A 16,887-nucleotide genomic window follows, 5' to 3' on the forward strand; every position below is an offset into this window, starting at 1 on the left:
TTGTGACACACTGTAACGACAACACGTGGTGAAGGGACGCAAATGGCCGACACCGTTGCGCCGCGGCGCCGGCGCCAGGGCTCCCGTCGTGATCCGTCCATCGACGCCGACGTGCTGGCCGCGACGCGGCGGCTGCTCACCGAACGCGGCTACGTGAACACCACCATCGACCTGATCGCGACGACGGCTAACGTCAGCAGGCCGGCCGTCTACCGCCGCTGGCGGTCCAAAGCGCACCTTGTCCACGAGGCGGTGTTCCCAGACCTCGGCCCGGAACGGCCCGCCGACGACTTCGCCGAGGAGATCACCCGGCTGTGTCGCGGGGCGCTGGCCATGTATGCCGATCCCGCGGTGCGCGAGGCGATTCCGGGTCTACTCAGCGATTTGCGCTCCGACCGCGGAATGCGCCGCGTGCTCAGCGATCGCCTGGAGGCGACGGCGCGCAGCCAGCTCGGTGAGCGGGTGGCCGCCGCGGTCGCCGACGGTGTCGCCCGATCCGGCATCGGCGCCGACACGATCATGGATGTCATCGCCGGAGGCAGCTGGTACGCCGTCTGCGTGCGCCGCATCAAGGACGTCGACGCAGCCGCCGAGGAACTGGCGGCGCTGGTGCTCGGCGGGGTGCTGGCTAGCTCATCAGCATGATGTACTGCGCGGCCGTCATCTGTTGCGCCGCAAGCAAAGTCGGGGCGCTGGTCTCGATGGTGTAGCGGTCGGCGGTGGCCAGGCAGTAGAAGCCTCCGTCGTCCGTGCGCAGGCATCGACTGCCCGGCATGTCTGGGACCGGGTTGGCCGGTTTGGCGGTCGCCGACACCTCGTCGGCGAACTCCTCGACAACATCCTCGGCCCCCGCACCGTCCTCGGACTCGTAAACCGTCGTGCCGCCCATCGCGACGAGATCGACGCCGGTGTCGGCGAAGAGCTTGTCGGATCGGACGGGATCGGACTGGAAGTGCAGCGCGCCGCGCCGTTCGTACGTGCCCCCCTTGGTGAAGGTCGGGTCGCGACCGTCGAGCGGCAGGGTGCGGGCGAGCAGGCCGGTTGGATCGATCGAGATGTCGGCCAGTTCGTCGGGGGCGGTGGCGCGGAACTTGTCGATCTCCGAGGCCTGCATGTCGATGCTCTTGGTGACCAGCCGGGCGGCGGCGTCCACGCCCGCGGTCGCCTGCGCCAGCTGCATCAGCACGTAGGGTCCATGCGCGGTGAACGACCGCACCGCGCCGAACTTTCCGATGTTGCGATCGGATCCGGTGTGGCTGCTGGCGCGCGCCTCGGGATGGCCGGGGATGTCCATCTTCGGCGACGGCCCGTCGGGGCCCTGAGGCTGCGACACCGCGTCGCCCATGTCATCGGCTGCGGCCTTGGCGGCTCGATCGTCGGCGAAGCGCAGCACCGCGTTGAGCAGGATCTGCTTGTTCTTCTCGGTGCGCGTGGTGGCGAAACCGGTGACGAAGTCATGCCGGGCCGCCGCGGCGGCGACGTTCATCGGGCCGATCGCGGCCATCGCCTCGGCACGGGGCAGCACCATGGCTCCGAGTCCGAACCAGTCCTTGATCGCCGGGTCGACCTCCCACGGCCCGATGACGTGGTTGGCCAGTCGCTGCCCTTCGAGCACCACGCCGAGCATGGGGTCGCCGGCGACGCCCAGCGGATCGCGCGGTGCCGTGGGGAACCGGCCCGGGTCCAGCTGGTCGAAGTCGAGCGCGGGACCCGACGCTCGCACGGCGGATCCCTCGACGGTCGATGTGCACGCCGTCGCGAGCAGCGCGACGACAGAGATGAGCGCAAGGATCGCGTTCCGCATGCCGGCAAAATTACCCGCGCCGACAGAGCGTGAGTTCCAGGCGTGCCGACGCCGCGGGCGGACTTCATAGAAATGAGACGAGCCACCGAAACCGGTGGCTCGTCTCCATTGCTTGTGGGCGAAGGGGGACTTGAACCCCCACGTCCCGAAGGACACTGGCACCTGAAGCCAGCGCGTCTGCCATTCCGCCACTCGCCCCAACAACCGGGGGAGCCTATCACGCACGGCGCCCCGCTCCCCAACCGTACCGGCCGCCCCGTGCGGCTCCCACCACTGCGTTCGGCTGATCGTGATCCGCCGCGCTGAGCTGCGGCGATCTGATTCTCAGAGTTCTGTTGGTCCCGCAACGCGGCGCTTGGCCGATACCATGCACATGAGCATTGTGGCCAGATGACACGCAGGCACAGCGGCTATGAGCAGGGCCGACGGACGACGACGAGTGAGGCGGGCGGTGACATGGGTCTAGTCGACCGCATCGAGCGCAAGCTCGAGTCGACGGTCGGTGACGCCTTCGCCCGCGTGTTCGGCGGATCGATCGTCCCGCAGGAGGTCGAGGCGATGCTCCGCCGGGAGGCCGACACCGGCGCGCGCGAAGTACTCGGCGGTCAGGTTTTGGCACCAAACGACTACGTCATTACCCTCAGTGTGCCTGACTATCAGAAGGTGAGCGCCGACCCAGACCTCACGTCAGCGACTTTTGCCAAGCACTTGGAGGGATACATCCGTGAGCAGGGGTGGCAAACGTATGGTGATGTGGTCGTCAGATTCGAACAATCACCCACCCTGCACACCGGACAGTTTCGCGCGCGTGGAGCGGTCAATCCCGACTCGACCAATGGCGAACCCGCCCCACCACCTCATGTACGTGCGTCCAGCGCAGAATCAGGAGTACCACCGATGAGCGACAACCCGACCTACCGCGGCGGCCAGGGGCCGGGGAGGCCCGCCGACGAGTACTACGACCGTCCCCAAGACCGTCCCCAAGACCGTCCCCAAGACCGTCCGCAGGACGACCGGTACGGCCGCCCGGACGACCGCGGCCAGTACCCTCCGCACGAGCAGGGCGGCTATCCCCCGCAGGGCGATCCGTACGCCCCGCGTCAGGGCGGCTACCCCGACCAGGGCGGCTACCCCGACCAGGGCGGCTACCCGGATCAGGGCGGTTACCCCGACCAGGGTTATCCGCCGCCGTCCTACGAGCAGCGCCCCCCGGCCGGATACGGCCCCCCGCCGCAGCAGGGTGGCTACCCCGACCAGGGTTACCGTCAGGCCCCGGGTGGCTACGGTCCGCCGCCGGGCGGTCAGCCCGGTTACGGCGGCGCGCCCGCGGGTGATTACGACTACGGCCGTCCCCCGGCCCCCGGCCGGCATGAGGAGGGCGGCTACGGCCGTCCCGAGCCCCGGCCCTCCTATCCGGATCAGGGCGGCTACCCCGACCAGGGCGGCTACGGCGGCCAGCCCTACGGGCGACAGGATCAGGGTTACGGCGCCCCGCCGGACTACGGCCGGTACGGCGATGCGCCCGGCGGATACGCCGAGCCGGGCTACGCCGAGCCCGCAGGCGGCGGCTACGACTACGGTCAGCCCGCCGGATACGGCGGTTACGGCCAGGGCGACTATGCGGCCGGCGGTGCGACCGTCACGCTGCAGCTCGACGATGGCAGCGGCCGGACCTACCAGTTGCGTGAGGGCACCAACGTCATCGGCCGCGGTCAGGACGCGCAGTTCCGGCTGCCCGACACGGGAGTCTCGCGCCGCCACCTGGAGATCCGCTGGGACGGTCAGGTCGCGCTGCTGTCCGACCTGAACTCCACCAACGGGACCACGGTGAACAACGCGCCGGTCCAGGAGTGGCAGCTCGCGGACGGCGACGTGATCCGGTTGGGCCACTCCGAGATCATCGTCCGAGTGCACTGAGCGTCGGCCGGGGGCGGAGAAGCTGGTCGCTTCCCCCTCATGTCGGTAACCGCCCAAGTATCGTGACGGTGCCGAGGCTGGCTGCGTTGCCTAGGCGACTGAACGGGATGGAGACGGAGAGGACGTCAGATGCAGGGGTTGGTACTGCAACTGACGCGCGTCGGATTCCTGTTGCTGCTATGGCTGTTCATCTGGTCGGTCTTGCGGATCCTACGCACGGATCTCTACGCCCCGACCGGTTCGGTCATGGTCCGTCGCGGGTTGCCGCTGCGCGCCTCGCTGCTCCCCAACCGGGCTCGCCGTAATGTGCCACGACATCTGGTGGTCACCGAGGGCGCGCTCGCGGGCACCCGCATCACGCTGGGTACTGCGCCGGTGTTGATCGGCCGGGCCGACGACTCGACCTTGGTGCTCACCGACGACTACGCCTCGACGCGCCACGCGCGGCTGTCGCCGCGAGGCTCGGAGTGGTACGTCGAAGACCTAGGATCGACCAACGGCACATACCTCGACAGGGCGAAGGTGACGACGGCGGTACGCGTTCCGATGGGCACGCCGGTTCGGATCGGCAAGACGGTAATCGAGCTGCGCCCGTGACACTGGTGCTTCGATACGCCGCGCGCAGCGACCGCGGCCTGGTCCGGGCGAACAACGAGGACTCGGTGTACGCCGGTGCCCGGCTGCTCGCGCTCGCCGACGGCATGGGCGGTCACGCCGCGGGCGAGGTCGCCTCGCAGTTGGTGATCGCCGCGCTGGCGCATCTCGATGACGACGAGCCCGGCGGTGATCTGCTCAGCAAGCTCGACGCGGCGGTTCGCGAGGGCAACTCCGCGATCGCCGCCCATGTGGAAGCCGACCCCGAGCTCGAGGGCATGGGCACCACGCTGACCGCAATCCTGTTCGCGGGCAACCGACTTGGCCTGGTGCACATCGGTGACTCGCGGGGTTATCTGCTGCGCGACGGCGAGCTGACCCAGATCACCAAGGACGACACCTTCGTCCAGACGCTCGTCGACGAGGGCCGCATCACCGCCGAGGAGGCCCACAGTCACCCGCAGCGCTCGCTGATCATGCGCGCGCTGACCGGCCACGAGGTCGAGCCCACGCTGATCATGCGCGAGGCCCGCGCCGGCGATCGGTACCTGCTGTGCTCCGACGGCCTGTCCGATCCGGTCAGCCACGACACCATCCTCGAAGCGCTGCAGATCCCCGATGTCGCCGAAAGTGCCGACCGGCTCATCGAATTGGCCCTGCGCGGCGGCGGCCCCGACAACGTCACCGTCGTGGTGGCCGATGTCGTCGACAACAGCACCTACGACTACGGACAGACCCAGCCGATCATCGCTGGAGCGGTATCGGGTGATGACGATCAGCCGCCGCCCAACACCGCGGCCGGTCGCGCGTCGGCGTTCAACCCGCGTCGCAACGAAACCAAGCGCGCGCTACCGGAACCGGAGGAACCGCCGCGACCGCCCAAGTCGCGGCGGCGAATGTTCATCGCCGCCGCGCTTGTGGTCCTGGTCATCCTGGCCGGGCTGGCCGTCGGCCGCGAGATCATCCGAAGCAACTTCTACGTCGCCGCCCACGACGGCGTCGTCTCGATCATGCGGGGTGTGCCGGGATCGGTGCTTGGATACCCGCTGCAGGAGCCGTACCGACAGGGCTGCCTGACCGAGCGCAACGGCCTGACCCTCATCAACCCCGGCCAGGAGCCTCGCGACTGCCAACTGCTCAAGGTCGGCGACCTCAAGCCCTCCGAGCAGCGTCAGGTCATCGCGGGGCTGCCGACGGGGTCGGAGGATCAGGCGATCACCCAGATCAACCAGCTGGCGCGCGACTCGCTGTTGCCGATCTGCGCACCGCCGCCTCCGCCGCCGCGTACCAACGCGGTGCCGCACAGCCCGGCGCCGTCGAATTCGCCTGGCGTACCTAATAATCCGCCGCCCCGCGGCGAGGACGAGACCCCGGCGCCGGAGACCCCGCGGACCGTGACACCGCCTCCCCCGTCGCCCGCGCCCAAGCCGCCGTCACCCGCACCGGAATCTCCGCGGGCCGAACCGGGCACGCCGCCACCGCCCGAGGGCCCCGAGTCGCCGACGCCCAAACCACCGCCGTCGCCGACCGTCACCGCGCTGCCTCCGCCGCCGCCCGAGCCGGGGACCACGTGCCGGGAAGTGTCATGACGACACAGCCGCAGTCCGCCGTCTCCGTCGCGCCGCCACTTCCGAACCGGCGCAACGCCGAACTGCTGCTGCTCGGCTTCGCCGCCCTGATCACCACGCTGGCGCTGCTGCTCGTGGAGGCCAACCAGGAGCAGGGCGTGCACTGGGACCTCGCGCAGTACACCGTCGCGTACATGGCGTTGTTCAGCGGCGCGCACCTCGCCATCCGGCGCTTCGCGCCCTACGCCGATCCCCTGCTGCTCCCGGTCGTCGCGCTGCTGAACGGCTTGGGGCTGGTGATGATTCACCGTCTCGACCTCGCCGACGGCGAGCTGTCCCAGGGCGGGCTGGGCGGCACCGCCAATCAACAGATGCTGTGGACGCTGCTCGGCGTCGTCGGCTTCTCGCTCATCGTGATCTTCCTGCGTGATCACCGACTCCTGGCCCGCTACGGCTACATCTGCGGCCTGTCGGGTCTGGTCCTGCTCGTCATCCCCGCCGTGCTGCCGCGCGCGATGTCTGAACAGAACGGCGCGAAGATCTGGATTCGCTTGCCGGGCTTCTCGATTCAGCCCGCCGAGTTCTCCAAGATACTGCTGCTGATCTTCTTCGCCGCCGTGTTGGTGTCCAAGCGCAACGTCTTCACCAGCGCGGGCAAGCACGTCCTCGGCATGGATCTGCCCCGCCCGCGCGACCTCGCGCCGCTGCTGGCTGCGTGGATCGCGTCCGTCGGCGTGATGATCTTCGAGAAGGACCTCGGCACCTCGCTGCTGCTGTATGCGTCGTTCCTGGTGTTGGTCTACGCGGCCACCGACCGGTTCAGCTGGGTCGTCATCGGGCTGACGTTGTTCGCCGCGGGAAGCGTTGCGGCATACCATCTTTTCGGTCACGTCCAGGTGCGCGTGAAGACCTGGCTCGACCCGTTCGCCGATCCCGACGGCGCCGGCTACCAGATGGTGCAGTCGCTGTTCAGCTTCGCCACCGGCGGGATATTCGGCACCGGCCTCGGCAACGGTCAGCCGGGCACGGTGCCCGCTGCGTCGACCGACTTCATCATCGCTGCCGTCGGCGAGGAGCTCGGCCTGGTCGGCCTGGCCGCGGTGCTCATGCTGTACACCATCGTGATCATCCGCGGCCTGCGCACCGCGATCGCCGTTCGCGACAGCTTCGGGAAACTCCTGGCCGCCGGCCTCGCCTCCACGCTGGCGCTGCAGCTGTTCATCGTCGTCGGCGGGGTCACCAAGCTCATACCGCTGACGGGGCTGACCACTCCGTGGCTGTCCTACGGCGGCTCGTCGCTGCTGGCGAACTACGCGCTGCTGGCGATCCTGGTGCGGATCTCGCACGCGGCCCGCCGCCCGATCATCGCCGGACCGCAGACCCCCACTCCGATCGCGGCGGCCAGCACCGAGGTGATCGAGAAGGTATGAACACCTCGCTGCGCCGCGTCGCCGTCACGATCATGGCCCTGATCGTGCTGTTGTTGGGCAACGCCACGCTGACGCAGGTTCTGACCGCCGACGGGTTGCGCTCGGACCCGCGCAACCAGCGTGTGCTGCTCGACGAGTACTCCCGCCAGCGTGGGCAGATCTCCGCGGGCGGCCAGCTGCTGGCGTATTCGGTGTCCACGAACGGCCGGTTCCGCTTCCTGCGGGTTTATCCCAACCCGATGACGTATGCGCCGGTCACCGGCTTCTACTCGCTGCAGTACTCGAGCAGCGGGCTGGAGCGCGCGGAGGACTCGATACTCAACGGCTCCGACGAGCGGTTGTTCGGCCGTCGACTCGCAGACTTCTTCACCGGGCGCGACCCACGCGGCGGCAACGTCGACACCACTATCAAGCCGCAGGTGCAGCAGGCGGCGTGGGATGCGATGGAGGACGGCTGCGATGGCCCGTGCACGGGCTCGGTGGTGGCCATCGAGCCGTCGACGGGCAAGATCCTGGCGATGGTGTCGTCGCCGTCCTACGACCCGAACCTGTTGGCCACCCACAACCTGGAGGCGCAGAGCCAGGCTTGGCAGCGGCTGCGCGACGATCCGAACTCGCCGCTGCTCAACCGCGCGATCTCCGAGACCTATCCCCCGGGGTCGACGTTCAAGGTGGTCACCACCGCTGCGGCGCTGCAGCGCGGCGCGACGGTCAACACGCAGCTCACCGCCCAACCGCGAATTCCGTTGCCGGACAGCACCGCAACACTGGAGAACTTCGGCGGCGCGTCCTGTGGTGGCTCCCCCACCACGTCACTGCGGGAGGCGTTCGCCCGATCCTGCAATACCGCCTTCGTCGAACTGGGCATCGACACCGGTGCCGACGCGCTGCGCTCGACGGCGCGCTCCTTCGGTCTGGACGCCCCCGCGCCGCCCATCCCGCTTCAGGTGGTCGAATCGCGGGTCGGGCCCATCCCGGACGCCGCCGCCCTGGGCATGTCGAGCATTGGGCAGAAGGATGTCGCGCTGACCCCGCTGCAGAACGCACAGATCGCCGCGGCCATCGCCAACAAAGGGGTGGCGATGCAGCCCTATCTGGTCGATAACCTGAAGGGACCTGACCTCTCGAACATCGCCACCACGGCGCCGCAGGAAGAGCGCCGGGCGGTGTCGCAGCAGGTCGCGGATACACTTACGGACTTGATGGTCGCCGCCGAGCAGGTGACTCAGCAGAAGGGAGCCATCGCCGGCGTGCAGATCGCATCCAAGACCGGCACAGCGGAGCACGGTACCGATCCTCGTAACACCCCTCCGCATGCCTGGTACATCGCCTTCGCCCCGGCCCAGGCCCCCAAGGTGGCGGTCGCGGTGCTGGTCGAGAACGGCGGTAACAGGCTGTCGGCAACCGGAGGCGAACTCGCCGCTCCGATCGGCCGGGCCACGATCGCCGCGGCCCTGCGGGAGGGCTCATGACCGGCGCACGGCGGACGCTCCGCAGGACTCACGCCCGGGGGGCCGTATGACGGCTCGCGTGGGAGTGACGCTGTCGGGGCGCTACCGGCTGCAGCGGTTGATCGCCACCGGCGGCATGGGACAGGTCTGGGAGGCCGTGGACTCCCGGCTGGGTCGCCGGGTCGCGGTGAAGGTGCTCAAGGCGGAGTACTCGACCGACCCCGAGTTCGTCGAGCGGTTCCGCGCCGAGGCCCGCACCGTCGCCATGCTCAACCATCCCGGCATCGCCAGCGTGTACGACTACGGCGAGACCGATATGGACGGCGAAGGGCGCACCGCCTACCTGGTGATGGAACTCGTCAACGGCGAACCACTGAACTCCGTCCTCAAACGGACGGGCCGGTTGTCGCTGCGGCATGCGCTCGACATGCTCGAGCAGACCGGCCGCGCCCTGCAGGTCGCCCACAGCGCGGGCCTGGTGCACCGCGACGTGAAGCCCGGCAACATCCTGATCACGCCGACGGGCCAGGTGAAGCTCACCGACTTCGGCATCGCCAAGGCCGTCGACGCCGCCCCGGTGACCCAGACCGGCATGGTGATGGGCACCGCTCAGTACATCGCCCCCGAGCAGGCGCTCGGTCACGACGCCACCGCCGCCAGCGATGTGTATGCGCTGGGAGTCGTTGGCTACGAATCGGTTTCGGGTAAGCGGCCGTTCACCGGCGACGGCGCGCTGACGGTCGCGATGAAGCACATCAAGGAGACTCCCCCGCCACTTCCCGCCGATCTGCCGCCCAACGTGCGCGAGCTGATCGAGATCACCCTCGTCAAGAACCCCGGTATGCGGTACCGCTCCGGCGGGGCGTTCGCCGACGCGGTGGCTGCGGTGCGCTCCGGGCGCCGCCCACCACGACCGAACGCCGCCCCCTCGATCGGCCGGGCGGCCCCCACCGCCGTGCCGTCGGCCACCCAGGCCCGCGCCGCCGCCGAGATGACCGGACGTGCCCCGGCCACGACTGCGCGCCCGCGCTCGGTGAGCGGAAGCCACCGGCCGCCTCCGCCGCGGCGTACGTTCTCGTCGGGCCAGCGCGCGCTGTTGTGGGCCGCGGGCGTGCTGGGCGCGCTGGCGATCATCATCGCGATCCTGATCGTGCTCAACGCCCAGGACCGTCAGGACAAGCAGACACCCCCGCCGACGATCACCAACACGATCACCGAGACGACGCCGTTCGAGACCCCCGAGGCGCTTCCCGACCGGACCATCCGCGAAGGGAGCGACGGTGGTAGGGAACAATCAGGGGTAACCACACCGCAGGCGATGACGTCACCGGCAATGCCGCTGGTACCGGCGTCGCCCCCGGCACAGGAGCCGTACCAGCGGCTTTCGGCTCCAGAACAGACATTGCAATGACGACCCCGCAACATTTGTCCGACCGCTACGAGCTGGGCGAGATCCTGGGCTTCGGCGGTATGTCCGAGGTCCACCTCGCACGCGACGTCCGGCTGCACCGCGACGTCGCGATCAAGGTGCTGCGCGCCGACCTCGCCCGCGACCCGAGCTTCTATCTGAGGTTCCGCCGCGAGGCCCAGAACGCCGCCGCCCTCAACCACCCGGCGATCGTCGCGGTCTACGACACCGGCGAGGCCGAGACCCCACAGGGCCCGCTGCCCTACATCGTCATGGAGTACGTCGACGGTGTGACGCTGCGCGACATCGTCCACAACGACGGACCGATGGAGCCGCGCCGGGCGATCGAGGTGATCGCCGACGCCTGCCAGGCGCTGAACTTCAGCCACCAGCACGGCATCATCCACCGCGACGTCAAGCCGGCCAACATCATGATCAGCAAGACCGGCGCGGTGAAGGTGATGGACTTCGGCATCGCCCGCGCGCTGGCCGACGCGAACAGCGTCACCCAGACCGCCGCCGTGATCGGCACCGCACAGTATCTGTCGCCGGAACAGGCCCGTGGCGAAAAGGTCGACGCCCGCTCCGACGTCTACTCGCTGGGCTGCGTGCTGTATGAAATCCTCACGGGGGAGCCACCTTTCATCGGCGACTCGCCGGTGGCGGTGGCGTATCAGCACGTCCGCGAAGATCCCGTCGCGCCGTCGCAGCGCAACCCCGCGATCAGCCCCGAACTGGACGCGGTGGTGCTCAAGTCGTTGGCAAAGAATCCCGACAACCGGTACCAGACCGCCGCCGAGATGCGCGCCGACCTGGTCCGCGTGCACAGCGGCGAGCAGCCCGAGGCGCCGAAGGTGTTCACCGACGCCGAGCGCAGCTCACTGCTGTCGTCGCCAGCGCCGCACGAGCGCACCGAACCGATCGACCCGATGCCGCCGGTTCCCGCCGCCGACTACGCCGAGCGCCACCGGCGCGGCTCGGTCGGACGCTGGCTGGCCGCGGTCGCGGTGCTGGCCATCCTGACCGTCGTGGTCACGGTCGCGATCAACATGTTCGGCGGAAGCACCCGCAGCGTGGAGGTGCCCGACGTCAGCGGCCAAGCGTCGGCCGACGCCATCGCTGAACTGCAGAACCGCGGTTTCAAGACCAGGACGGATCAGCGGCCCGACTCGACGGTGCCTCCCGACCATGTCATCAGCACCGATCCCAGCGCCGACAGTTCGGTCGACGCGGGGGAGGAGATCACCCTCAACGTCTCGACCGGTCCGGAGCAGCGGGAGATCCCCGACGTGAAGAACCTGAGCTACTCCGAGGCCACCGAGAAGCTGAAAGAGGCCGGCTTCGAGAAGTTCAAGTCCTCGTCGTCGCCGTCGACGCCGGAGCTGAAGGACAAGGTGCTCGGCACCAACCCGCCGGCCAACCAGACGTCGGCTATCACCAACGAGATCACCATCATCCTGGGCTCGGGCCCGCAGACCCGCGCCGTGCCGAACGTCGAGAACCAGACGGAGGAACCGGCGCGGCAGATCCTGACCGCCGCCGGCTTCACCAACGTGGTGCCGGTTCAGGTCGACAGCCCCAAGCCGTGCGGACAGGTCATCGGCACGCTGCCGCCGGCCGGTCAGGAGTCGGCGGTCGACTCGCCAATCCAGCTGCAGCTCTCGGCGTGCAACCAGTTCGTGATGCCCGACCTGCGCGGCATGTTCTGGACCGACGCCGAACCGCGGCTACGGGCGCTGGGCTGGACCGGCTTCCTGGACAAGGGCGCCGACGTGCAAAACAGCGGTCAGCGAACCAACGCGGTGGTGACTCAGAACCCGTCACCGGGCACCGGCGTGAATTTCGGCGCGACGATTACGCTGAGCTTCGCGTCGTAGCGGCGTGGCGGCCGGCCGCGATGGCCCCCGCGACCTCATCCTCGAGCTGGCGGACCAGCGCCTCGGCCGGTGCCGCGCCGCAGTACCCCAGCCAGTTGGCAAGCATGCGGTGACCGCCCTCGGTCAGGATCGACTCGGGATGGAACTGCACGCCATGGATCGGCACCTCGACGTGCCGCACCCCCATGATCACGCCACCCTCGGTCCGCGCGGTCACCTCGAGCACATCCGGAACCGTGTCCGGCAGAATCGTGAGCGAGTGATACCTCGTCGCGGTGAAGGGGTTCGGAAGACCCAGCAGCACACCGGAATTGGTGTGGTGGACGACGCTGGTCTTACCGTGCAGCAGTTCGGGTGCGCGGTCGACGGTGCCGCCGAACGCGACACCAATGGCCTGGTGACCGAGGCAGACGCCCAGCAACGGGGTGCCCGCAGTCGCGCATGCCTTCACCAGGGGGATCGACGCGCCCGCACGCTCGGGCGTGCCCGGGCCGGGCGACAGCAGCACACCGTCGAAATCAGTGGCGGCCTTCGCGACGTCGGCATCGGTGGCCAGGCGGTCGTCGTCGTTGCGCCACACCTGGGCCTGCACCCCGAGCTGACCGAGGTACTGGACCAGGTTGAACACGAAGCTGTCGTAGTTGTCGACGACCAAGACCTGCATCCGCCCAGGTTACTGGTTGCGGGCGCGCACGTACCCGGTCGCACCCAGTCCGCTCACCACAGAGAGGTCAGTAGCCGATCGGGCCTGCCGGCTTGGCGAACCGCATCCGCACGGGCTCCTTGTGGCCGACCAGTTCGACCGATGCCTGGGGTTCTTCGGCATAGCCGAGACCGAACCGCACCACGTACTGGCGGTACAGGTTGACCAGGGGAGCGTCCGCCAGGGCCGCCTGCATGGCGGACGCGTCGCCGATCGCGGTGATGACGTAGGGCGGGCTGTACGTGCGCCCGTTGAGCAGCAGGGTGTTGCCGACGCATCGTGGCGCCGAGGTACCGATGATCCGCTGATCCTGCATCTGGATGCCCTCTGCGCCCGCGCTCCACAGCGCGTTGAGAACGGCGTCGATGTCCTGCTGGTGCACCACCAGGTCGTCGGGGGAGGCGTCGCGCGGGAACCGGCCCTCGGCGTCGCGCTGCGCGTCGTTGAGCCGCACGATGAGCCCGGCCCCCCGGATCGGGTCCAGCCCAGCCTCGGCCGACAGGCGTGCTGCGCGACTGGTGATGGCCGCCAAGGCCGCGTCGGCGCCCGGGCTGCCCCCGTGATGGCTGTCGATGGTCGATACGAGGGCATCGCGTTCGGCGCCGAGCCGGTCCACCGACTGCTGGGTCTCGCGGACCAGGTCGACCAGGCGGGGGGAGTCGCTGCGGCGGATCTCGCCGCCCCGGGAGACACCGTGCGTGGCGGCCAGTAGGAGGCCGGCCAGCAGACACACCACCGGCACGCCGTATCGCCACACCGTCGAGCGTCGGCTCTGCTCGTGTGTCGCCTGCTTCGGGCGATGCGACCCCTGCAACTGCCTTACCTGGCTTCCTTGACTCTGCGGTGCCGGTCCTACGTTAGGCTCGTCAGTACATCGTCGCACTCAGTTGTCCCGAAGGTACCCATGCCCAAGTCGAAGGTCCGCAAGAAGAACGACTTCACCGCCAACCAGGTGAGCCGCACGCCCGTCAAGGTCAAAGCCGGGCCGTCGAGCACCTGGTTCGTCGTGCTGTTCGTCAGCCTGATGCTGATCGGCTTGGTGTGGCTGCTGGTGTTCCAGCTCGCGTCGTCGGCCATCCCCTTCCTCGCGGAACTGGGGCCGTGGAACTACGCGATCGCGTTTGCCTTCATGATCACCGGTCTGTTGCTCACCATGCGGTGGCGCTGAGATCCCCGTCGCTGGAATGAATTCAACCCCGTTGCTCCGCGTTACCCTGCTAGCAACCTCCGGGAAATCAACTCACACGGTTGTGATTCATCCCCATTGGGGATAGCACTTGTGGATAACCGCATACCCCGCGGTGAAAGGGTGTGGAAGAGCCGTGCAGCAAACTCAATGGAGCCCTCCCGCCGTCGGCATCGCAGCGTGCGGCATAGGCGGAATTATCTTGGCTACCATCGCTGTGAGCCTGATCACAGACCCTCCGGGCCGCCTCCTTGGGGGAGTTGCCGGGGTGGGTTTGATCTTGTTTGCAATCTTCTCGTGGCGCGCGCGGCCGAAGCTGGCAATCAAACCTGACGCCCTCGTCAACCGCGGTTGGTTCGGCACGAAGATTTTGCCGCGCAGCGAGATCAAAGTGATCCGGATCACTGAGTTCCGCCGCTTGGCCCGCAAAGTCCGGCTACTCGAGATCGACACCGAAAGCGGCGACCTGATCGTGTTCACGCGTTGGGATCTGGGCACCGATCCGCTGCACGTACTCGACGCGCTGACCGAGGCCGGCTACGCCGGCCCGCGTTCCTGACCGCTTCGGTCAGGCGATGGTGATCGAGTCGACGACTACGGGGTCGGTCGGTCGGTCACTGCGATCGGTCGCCGTCGTCGCGATGGCGTCGACCACCTTCTGCGACTCGGCGTCGACGACTTCACCGAAGATGGTGTGCTTGCGGTTCAGGTGCGGGGTCTTGGTGACCGTGATGAAGAACTGCGAGCCGTTGGTGCCCGGCCCGGCGTTGGCCATCGCCAGCAGGTAGGGCCGGTCGAACTGCAACTCGGGATGGAATTCGTCTTCGAACTTGTACCCCGGGCCGCCGCGGCCAGTGCCGGTCGGGTCGCCGCCCTGGATCATGAAGCCGTCGATCACACGGTGGAAGACCACACCGTCGTAGAAGGGTCCGGACGTGCCGCCCGATGCGTTCTCGCCGCTGTAGTCCTTGGTGCCCTGGGCCAGGCCGACGAAGTTGGCCACGGTCTTGGGCGCGTGGTTACCGAAGAGTGCGATCTTGATGTCGCCGCGGTTGGTGTGCAGGGTCGCGGTCGCTGTCTGAATGGGGCTCGTCACGGGATGTCAGTGTGCCACGCCGCGTTCGGCGCCCATCCGGCACCGGTGTGTTCGGCTAGATGGCAGGCTGTTGTGGTCGCACCCCGGCCGCGAGAAAGGTACGCCCATGAGCGCTAAGACGGAGATCCGGATGAGCCCCGCCCAGCGGTTGAGCCGCGGCCTGAAGTTCACGGCGGTCGGGCCCGTCGACGTCACCCGGGGCGCTCTGGCGCTGGGGCTCAACGGTGCTCAATCGTCGGCGTCCTGGGTGGGCGACCGATATCGGCGCGGCCGCATCAAGGCTCAGCTGAGCGAGGACCTGGCCACTGCGCAACAGACCATCACGCAGGAGCTCGCCGCGGCCCAGGAGGCCGTCTCGCAGGTGTTGCTGGGCGCCGTACCGGCCCGCGCATCGAAGGCCAAGCAGCGCAGGCGTCGGCTGGTGATCGCCGCAGCCGGCGTCGTCGTGTTGGCCGGGGGAGCGGTGGCGTTCTCGATCGTGCGGCGGTCAACGCAGCCGGACCCCTCGCCGCTGCCGCCGAGTGTGGAAGTGTCGCCGAAACCCTGAGATTCAGGGCGGGGGAGTGGGAGTGGAGCCTAGGAGAATCGAACTCCTGACATCTACCTTGCAAAGGTAGCGCTCTACCAACTGAGCTAAGGCCCCTGGTCCGCAGGCGGCGCATCGGGCGCCACATGCCACACCTCGATGCCGTGGCGCGAGCGCCAGACGGCGACGGTGACTACGACGCCGATCGCCGTGGCGATCAACAGCACCCGCCTCATGGTGTGAACCTTTCCGTGGGGCTAGGAGGACTCGAACCTCCGACCTCTTCGTTATCAGCGAAGCGCTCTAACCGCCTGAGCTATAGCCCCGTACCGCCGTGATGGCCGAGCGACGAGATTACCGCAATCGTGGGCTCCCGCCCAAACCGCGGTTCGCGACGATCAGTCGCGATCGGCGAGCGTGACTTCCACGCCGCCAACCAGGTCCGTGGTCAGGTTGTAGATGAACGCGCCGATCGTCGCCATCGCCGTCAGCAACACGATGTTGACCAAGCCGATCAACGTCGCGCCGCCGAAGATCGTCCCGCTCGACACCAGCTCACCGCCGGAACCGCCGCCCGCGCTGGTGAGCAGGTCTCCGACGTTGCTGTTGAGCTTGCTCCACACACCCATCCCGCCGAGCACGAGGTACAGGAACGCGACGGCGATCATCCACACGAAGAACAGGGCGACCGACAGCACGGCCGACACCTTCAAGGTGCTCCACGGGTCGATGCGACGGATCTGCATGCTGGCGCGCACCGGACCCTTGTGCCGGGTGCCGACCTGGATGCGGCCGCCCGGCGACGGCCGGCTGCCCGGCTCGGACGGCGCGCGGTCCGCGGGTTTGCGCTGCTGCGGCCCGCGAGGCATCGGCCCGGACAGGTCCGGCAACTCGCTGGCGTAGGTCTCCTGGCGCGGTGCCTCCGGCGGCCCGCTGCGGGTCGGGACCTCCTCGGTGGGCGTGGAACCGCCGGGGACGAACCGGTTGGCCCGCGCGCCGACGTTGGGGGGGTTGTTGGCATTTCCCCGCTGGTCGTCGGCGGGCCGCTCGGGCGCGTGACCCTCGTCGGCCGGTCCCTCGCCACGCGGGCCCGGTACGGGCGCGCGCCTCGGCGGTTCCGGCGGCCGTTGACCCGGATGCGCCGTGCGCGCAGCGGGGCCCCGCTGCCAGGGCGGCACCTCGGCGCGGTCCGGAACCTCGGGTCGCGTTCCGAGCGCGTCGTGGTTGCCCGCGGAGCCGTTGGCGCCGCCTGGTCCATCGCCCGCGCGGGGGCGTCCCGGCTCGTTCGGTGAACTCACCTACGGCTCCTCACTGGTCCCGTCGCTCG

General features: G+C 68.7%; 17 protein-coding genes and 3 tRNA genes. 11 read left to right on the plus strand and 9 right to left on the minus strand.

Annotated features, from left to right (window positions below; all coding sequences use genetic code 11):
* The first annotated feature begins 42 nt into the window (after positions 1-42).
* Positions 43-645 carry a TetR/AcrR family transcriptional regulator gene (locus tag A5650_RS16075; protein ID WP_067293370.1) on the plus strand — a complete coding sequence of 201 codons (603 nt, stop codon included), beginning with the start codon at positions 43-45 and terminating at the stop codon, positions 643-645.
* On the opposite strand, the gene A5650_RS16080 is transcribed toward A5650_RS16075, so the two are convergent.
* Positions 629-1,804, minus strand: coding sequence for a DUF7373 family lipoprotein (locus A5650_RS16080; RefSeq protein ID WP_067293372.1), 1,176 nt, complete (start codon positions 1,802-1,804; stop codon positions 629-631). The genes A5650_RS16075 and A5650_RS16080 overlap by 17 nt on opposite strands.
* Before the next feature lie 115 nt (positions 1,805-1,919).
* Positions 1,920-2,002 (minus strand) — tRNA-Leu (locus A5650_RS16085).
* Positions 2,003-2,260: 258 nt separating this feature from the next.
* Here A5650_RS16085 and A5650_RS16090 point away from each other — a divergent pair.
* The 7 genes from A5650_RS16090 to pknB all read left to right on the plus strand — a co-directional run bounded on the left by A5650_RS16090 (position 2,261) and on the right by pknB (position 12,049).
* Complete coding sequence (locus A5650_RS16090; RefSeq protein WP_067293376.1) at positions 2,261-3,721, plus strand: FhaA domain-containing protein; 1,461 nt, start codon at positions 2,261-2,263, stop codon at positions 3,719-3,721.
* A 129-nt stretch (positions 3,722-3,850) separates the two neighbouring features.
* The gene (locus A5650_RS16095; protein ID WP_067293380.1) at positions 3,851-4,318 is read left to right on the plus strand and encodes an FHA domain-containing protein FhaB/FipA; all 468 of its coding nucleotides are present in this window, start codon (positions 3,851-3,853) and stop codon (positions 4,316-4,318) included.
* Entirely contained in the window at positions 4,315-5,904 is a 1,590-nt protein-coding gene (locus tag A5650_RS16100; protein ID WP_067293383.1) for a PP2C family protein-serine/threonine phosphatase, read from the plus strand. The genes A5650_RS16095 and A5650_RS16100 overlap by 4 nt, the downstream gene beginning before the upstream one ends.
* Positions 5,901-7,313, plus strand: coding sequence for an FtsW/RodA/SpoVE family cell cycle protein (locus tag A5650_RS16105; RefSeq protein WP_067293388.1), 1,413 nt, complete (start codon positions 5,901-5,903; stop codon positions 7,311-7,313). Before A5650_RS16100 ends, A5650_RS16105 begins: the two co-directional genes overlap by 4 nt.
* Entirely contained in the window at positions 7,310-8,785 is a 1,476-nt protein-coding gene (pbpA, locus tag A5650_RS16110; RefSeq protein WP_067293391.1) for a D,D-transpeptidase PbpA, read from the plus strand. The genes A5650_RS16105 and pbpA overlap by 4 nt, the downstream gene beginning before the upstream one ends.
* Before the next feature lie 46 nt (positions 8,786-8,831).
* Positions 8,832-10,175, plus strand: a complete 1,344-nt coding sequence (locus A5650_RS16115) for a protein kinase domain-containing protein (RefSeq protein ID WP_067293394.1) — start codon at positions 8,832-8,834, stop codon at positions 10,173-10,175.
* Positions 10,172-12,049 (plus strand): Stk1 family PASTA domain-containing Ser/Thr kinase, encoded by a 1,878-nt coding sequence (pknB, locus tag A5650_RS16120; RefSeq protein ID WP_067293397.1) that lies wholly within the window; start codon positions 10,172-10,174, stop codon positions 12,047-12,049. The genes A5650_RS16115 and pknB overlap by 4 nt, the downstream gene beginning before the upstream one ends.
* Here the strand turns inward: pknB and A5650_RS16125 are convergent.
* Entirely contained in the window at positions 12,027-12,713 is a 687-nt protein-coding gene (locus A5650_RS16125; RefSeq protein ID WP_067293402.1) for an aminodeoxychorismate/anthranilate synthase component II, read from the minus strand. The genes pknB and A5650_RS16125 overlap by 23 nt on opposite strands.
* 67 nt (positions 12,714-12,780) lie before the next feature.
* Positions 12,781-13,566: a DUF881 domain-containing protein gene (locus A5650_RS16130; RefSeq protein WP_067293406.1), complete on the minus strand. Its 786-nt coding sequence runs from the start codon at positions 13,564-13,566 to the stop codon at positions 12,781-12,783.
* Positions 13,567-13,656: 90 nt separating this feature from the next.
* Between A5650_RS16130 and crgA the strand changes: the two genes are divergently transcribed.
* Together crgA and A5650_RS16140 are read left to right on the plus strand one after the other, a co-directional pair.
* Positions 13,657-13,920: a cell division protein CrgA gene (crgA, locus tag A5650_RS16135; protein ID WP_067087535.1), complete on the plus strand. Its 264-nt coding sequence runs from the start codon at positions 13,657-13,659 to the stop codon at positions 13,918-13,920.
* Positions 13,921-14,074: 154 nt separating this feature from the next.
* Complete coding sequence (locus A5650_RS16140) at positions 14,075-14,497, plus strand: PH domain-containing protein (protein WP_067293411.1); 423 nt, start codon at positions 14,075-14,077, stop codon at positions 14,495-14,497.
* Between the two features lie 9 nt (positions 14,498-14,506).
* Here A5650_RS16140 and A5650_RS16145 read toward each other — a convergent pair whose 3' ends face one another.
* On the minus strand, positions 14,507-15,034 hold the full coding sequence (locus A5650_RS16145) for a peptidylprolyl isomerase (protein WP_067293416.1): 528 nt from the start codon (positions 15,032-15,034) through the stop codon (positions 14,507-14,509).
* Between the two features lie 106 nt (positions 15,035-15,140).
* Here A5650_RS16145 and cwsA point away from each other — a divergent pair, with 106 nt between their 5' ends.
* A complete protein-coding gene (gene cwsA / locus A5650_RS16150; protein ID WP_067293419.1) occupies positions 15,141-15,581 on the plus strand; it encodes a cell wall synthesis protein CwsA in 441 nt (146 codons plus the stop codon).
* Positions 15,582-15,604: 23 nt separating this feature from the next.
* Here the strand turns inward: cwsA and A5650_RS16155 are convergent.
* The 4 genes from A5650_RS16155 to A5650_RS16165 form a co-directional block, all read right to left on the minus strand.
* Positions 15,605-15,677, minus strand: a tRNA-Ala gene (locus tag A5650_RS16155).
* Positions 15,668-15,796, minus strand: a complete 129-nt coding sequence (locus A5650_RS27540) for a hypothetical protein (RefSeq protein WP_286150380.1) — start codon at positions 15,794-15,796, stop codon at positions 15,668-15,670. The genes A5650_RS16155 and A5650_RS27540 overlap by 10 nt, the downstream gene beginning before the upstream one ends.
* A 16-nt stretch (positions 15,797-15,812) precedes the next feature.
* A tRNA-Ile gene (locus A5650_RS16160) sits at positions 15,813-15,886 on the minus strand.
* A gap of 72 nt (positions 15,887-15,958) precedes the next feature.
* On the minus strand, positions 15,959-16,858 hold the full coding sequence (locus A5650_RS16165; RefSeq protein WP_067293422.1) for a DUF3566 domain-containing protein: 900 nt from the start codon (positions 16,856-16,858) through the stop codon (positions 15,959-15,961).
* Positions 16,859-16,887 lie beyond the last annotated feature (29 nt).

Source organism: Mycobacterium sp. 1164985.4, assembly GCF_001668575.1.
Taxonomy (GTDB): Bacteria; Actinomycetota; Actinomycetes; order Mycobacteriales; family Mycobacteriaceae; genus Mycobacterium.

What these genes read in the sequence shown, in the direction of transcription:
- A5650_RS16075 (WP_067293370.1), top strand. Translation starts at nt 43, where the DNA reads ATGGCCGACACCGTTGCGCCGCGGCGCCGGCGCCAGGGCTCCCGTCGT.
- A5650_RS16080 (WP_067293372.1), bottom strand. Translation starts at nt 1,804, where the DNA reads ATGCGGAACGCGATCCTTGCGCTCATCTCTGTCGTCGCGCTGCTCGCG.
- A5650_RS16090 (WP_067293376.1), top strand. Translation starts at nt 2,261, where the DNA reads ATGGGTCTAGTCGACCGCATCGAGCGCAAGCTCGAGTCGACGGTCGGT.
- A5650_RS16095 (WP_067293380.1), top strand. Translation starts at nt 3,851, where the DNA reads ATGCAGGGGTTGGTACTGCAACTGACGCGCGTCGGATTCCTGTTGCTG.
- A5650_RS16105 (WP_067293388.1), top strand. Translation starts at nt 5,901, where the DNA reads ATGACGACACAGCCGCAGTCCGCCGTCTCCGTCGCGCCGCCACTTCCG.
- pbpA (WP_067293391.1), top strand. Translation starts at nt 7,310, where the DNA reads ATGAACACCTCGCTGCGCCGCGTCGCCGTCACGATCATGGCCCTGATC.
- A5650_RS16115 (WP_067293394.1), top strand. Translation starts at nt 8,832, where the DNA reads ATGACGGCTCGCGTGGGAGTGACGCTGTCGGGGCGCTACCGGCTGCAG.
- pknB (WP_067293397.1), top strand. Translation starts at nt 10,172, where the DNA reads ATGACGACCCCGCAACATTTGTCCGACCGCTACGAGCTGGGCGAGATC.
- A5650_RS16125 (WP_067293402.1), bottom strand. Translation starts at nt 12,713, where the DNA reads ATGCAGGTCTTGGTCGTCGACAACTACGACAGCTTCGTGTTCAACCTG.
- crgA (WP_067087535.1), top strand. Translation starts at nt 13,657, where the DNA reads ATGCCCAAGTCGAAGGTCCGCAAGAAGAACGACTTCACCGCCAACCAG.
- cwsA (WP_067293419.1), top strand. Translation starts at nt 15,141, where the DNA reads ATGAGCGCTAAGACGGAGATCCGGATGAGCCCCGCCCAGCGGTTGAGC.
- A5650_RS27540 (WP_286150380.1), bottom strand. Translation starts at nt 15,796, where the DNA reads ATGAGGCGGGTGCTGTTGATCGCCACGGCGATCGGCGTCGTAGTCACC.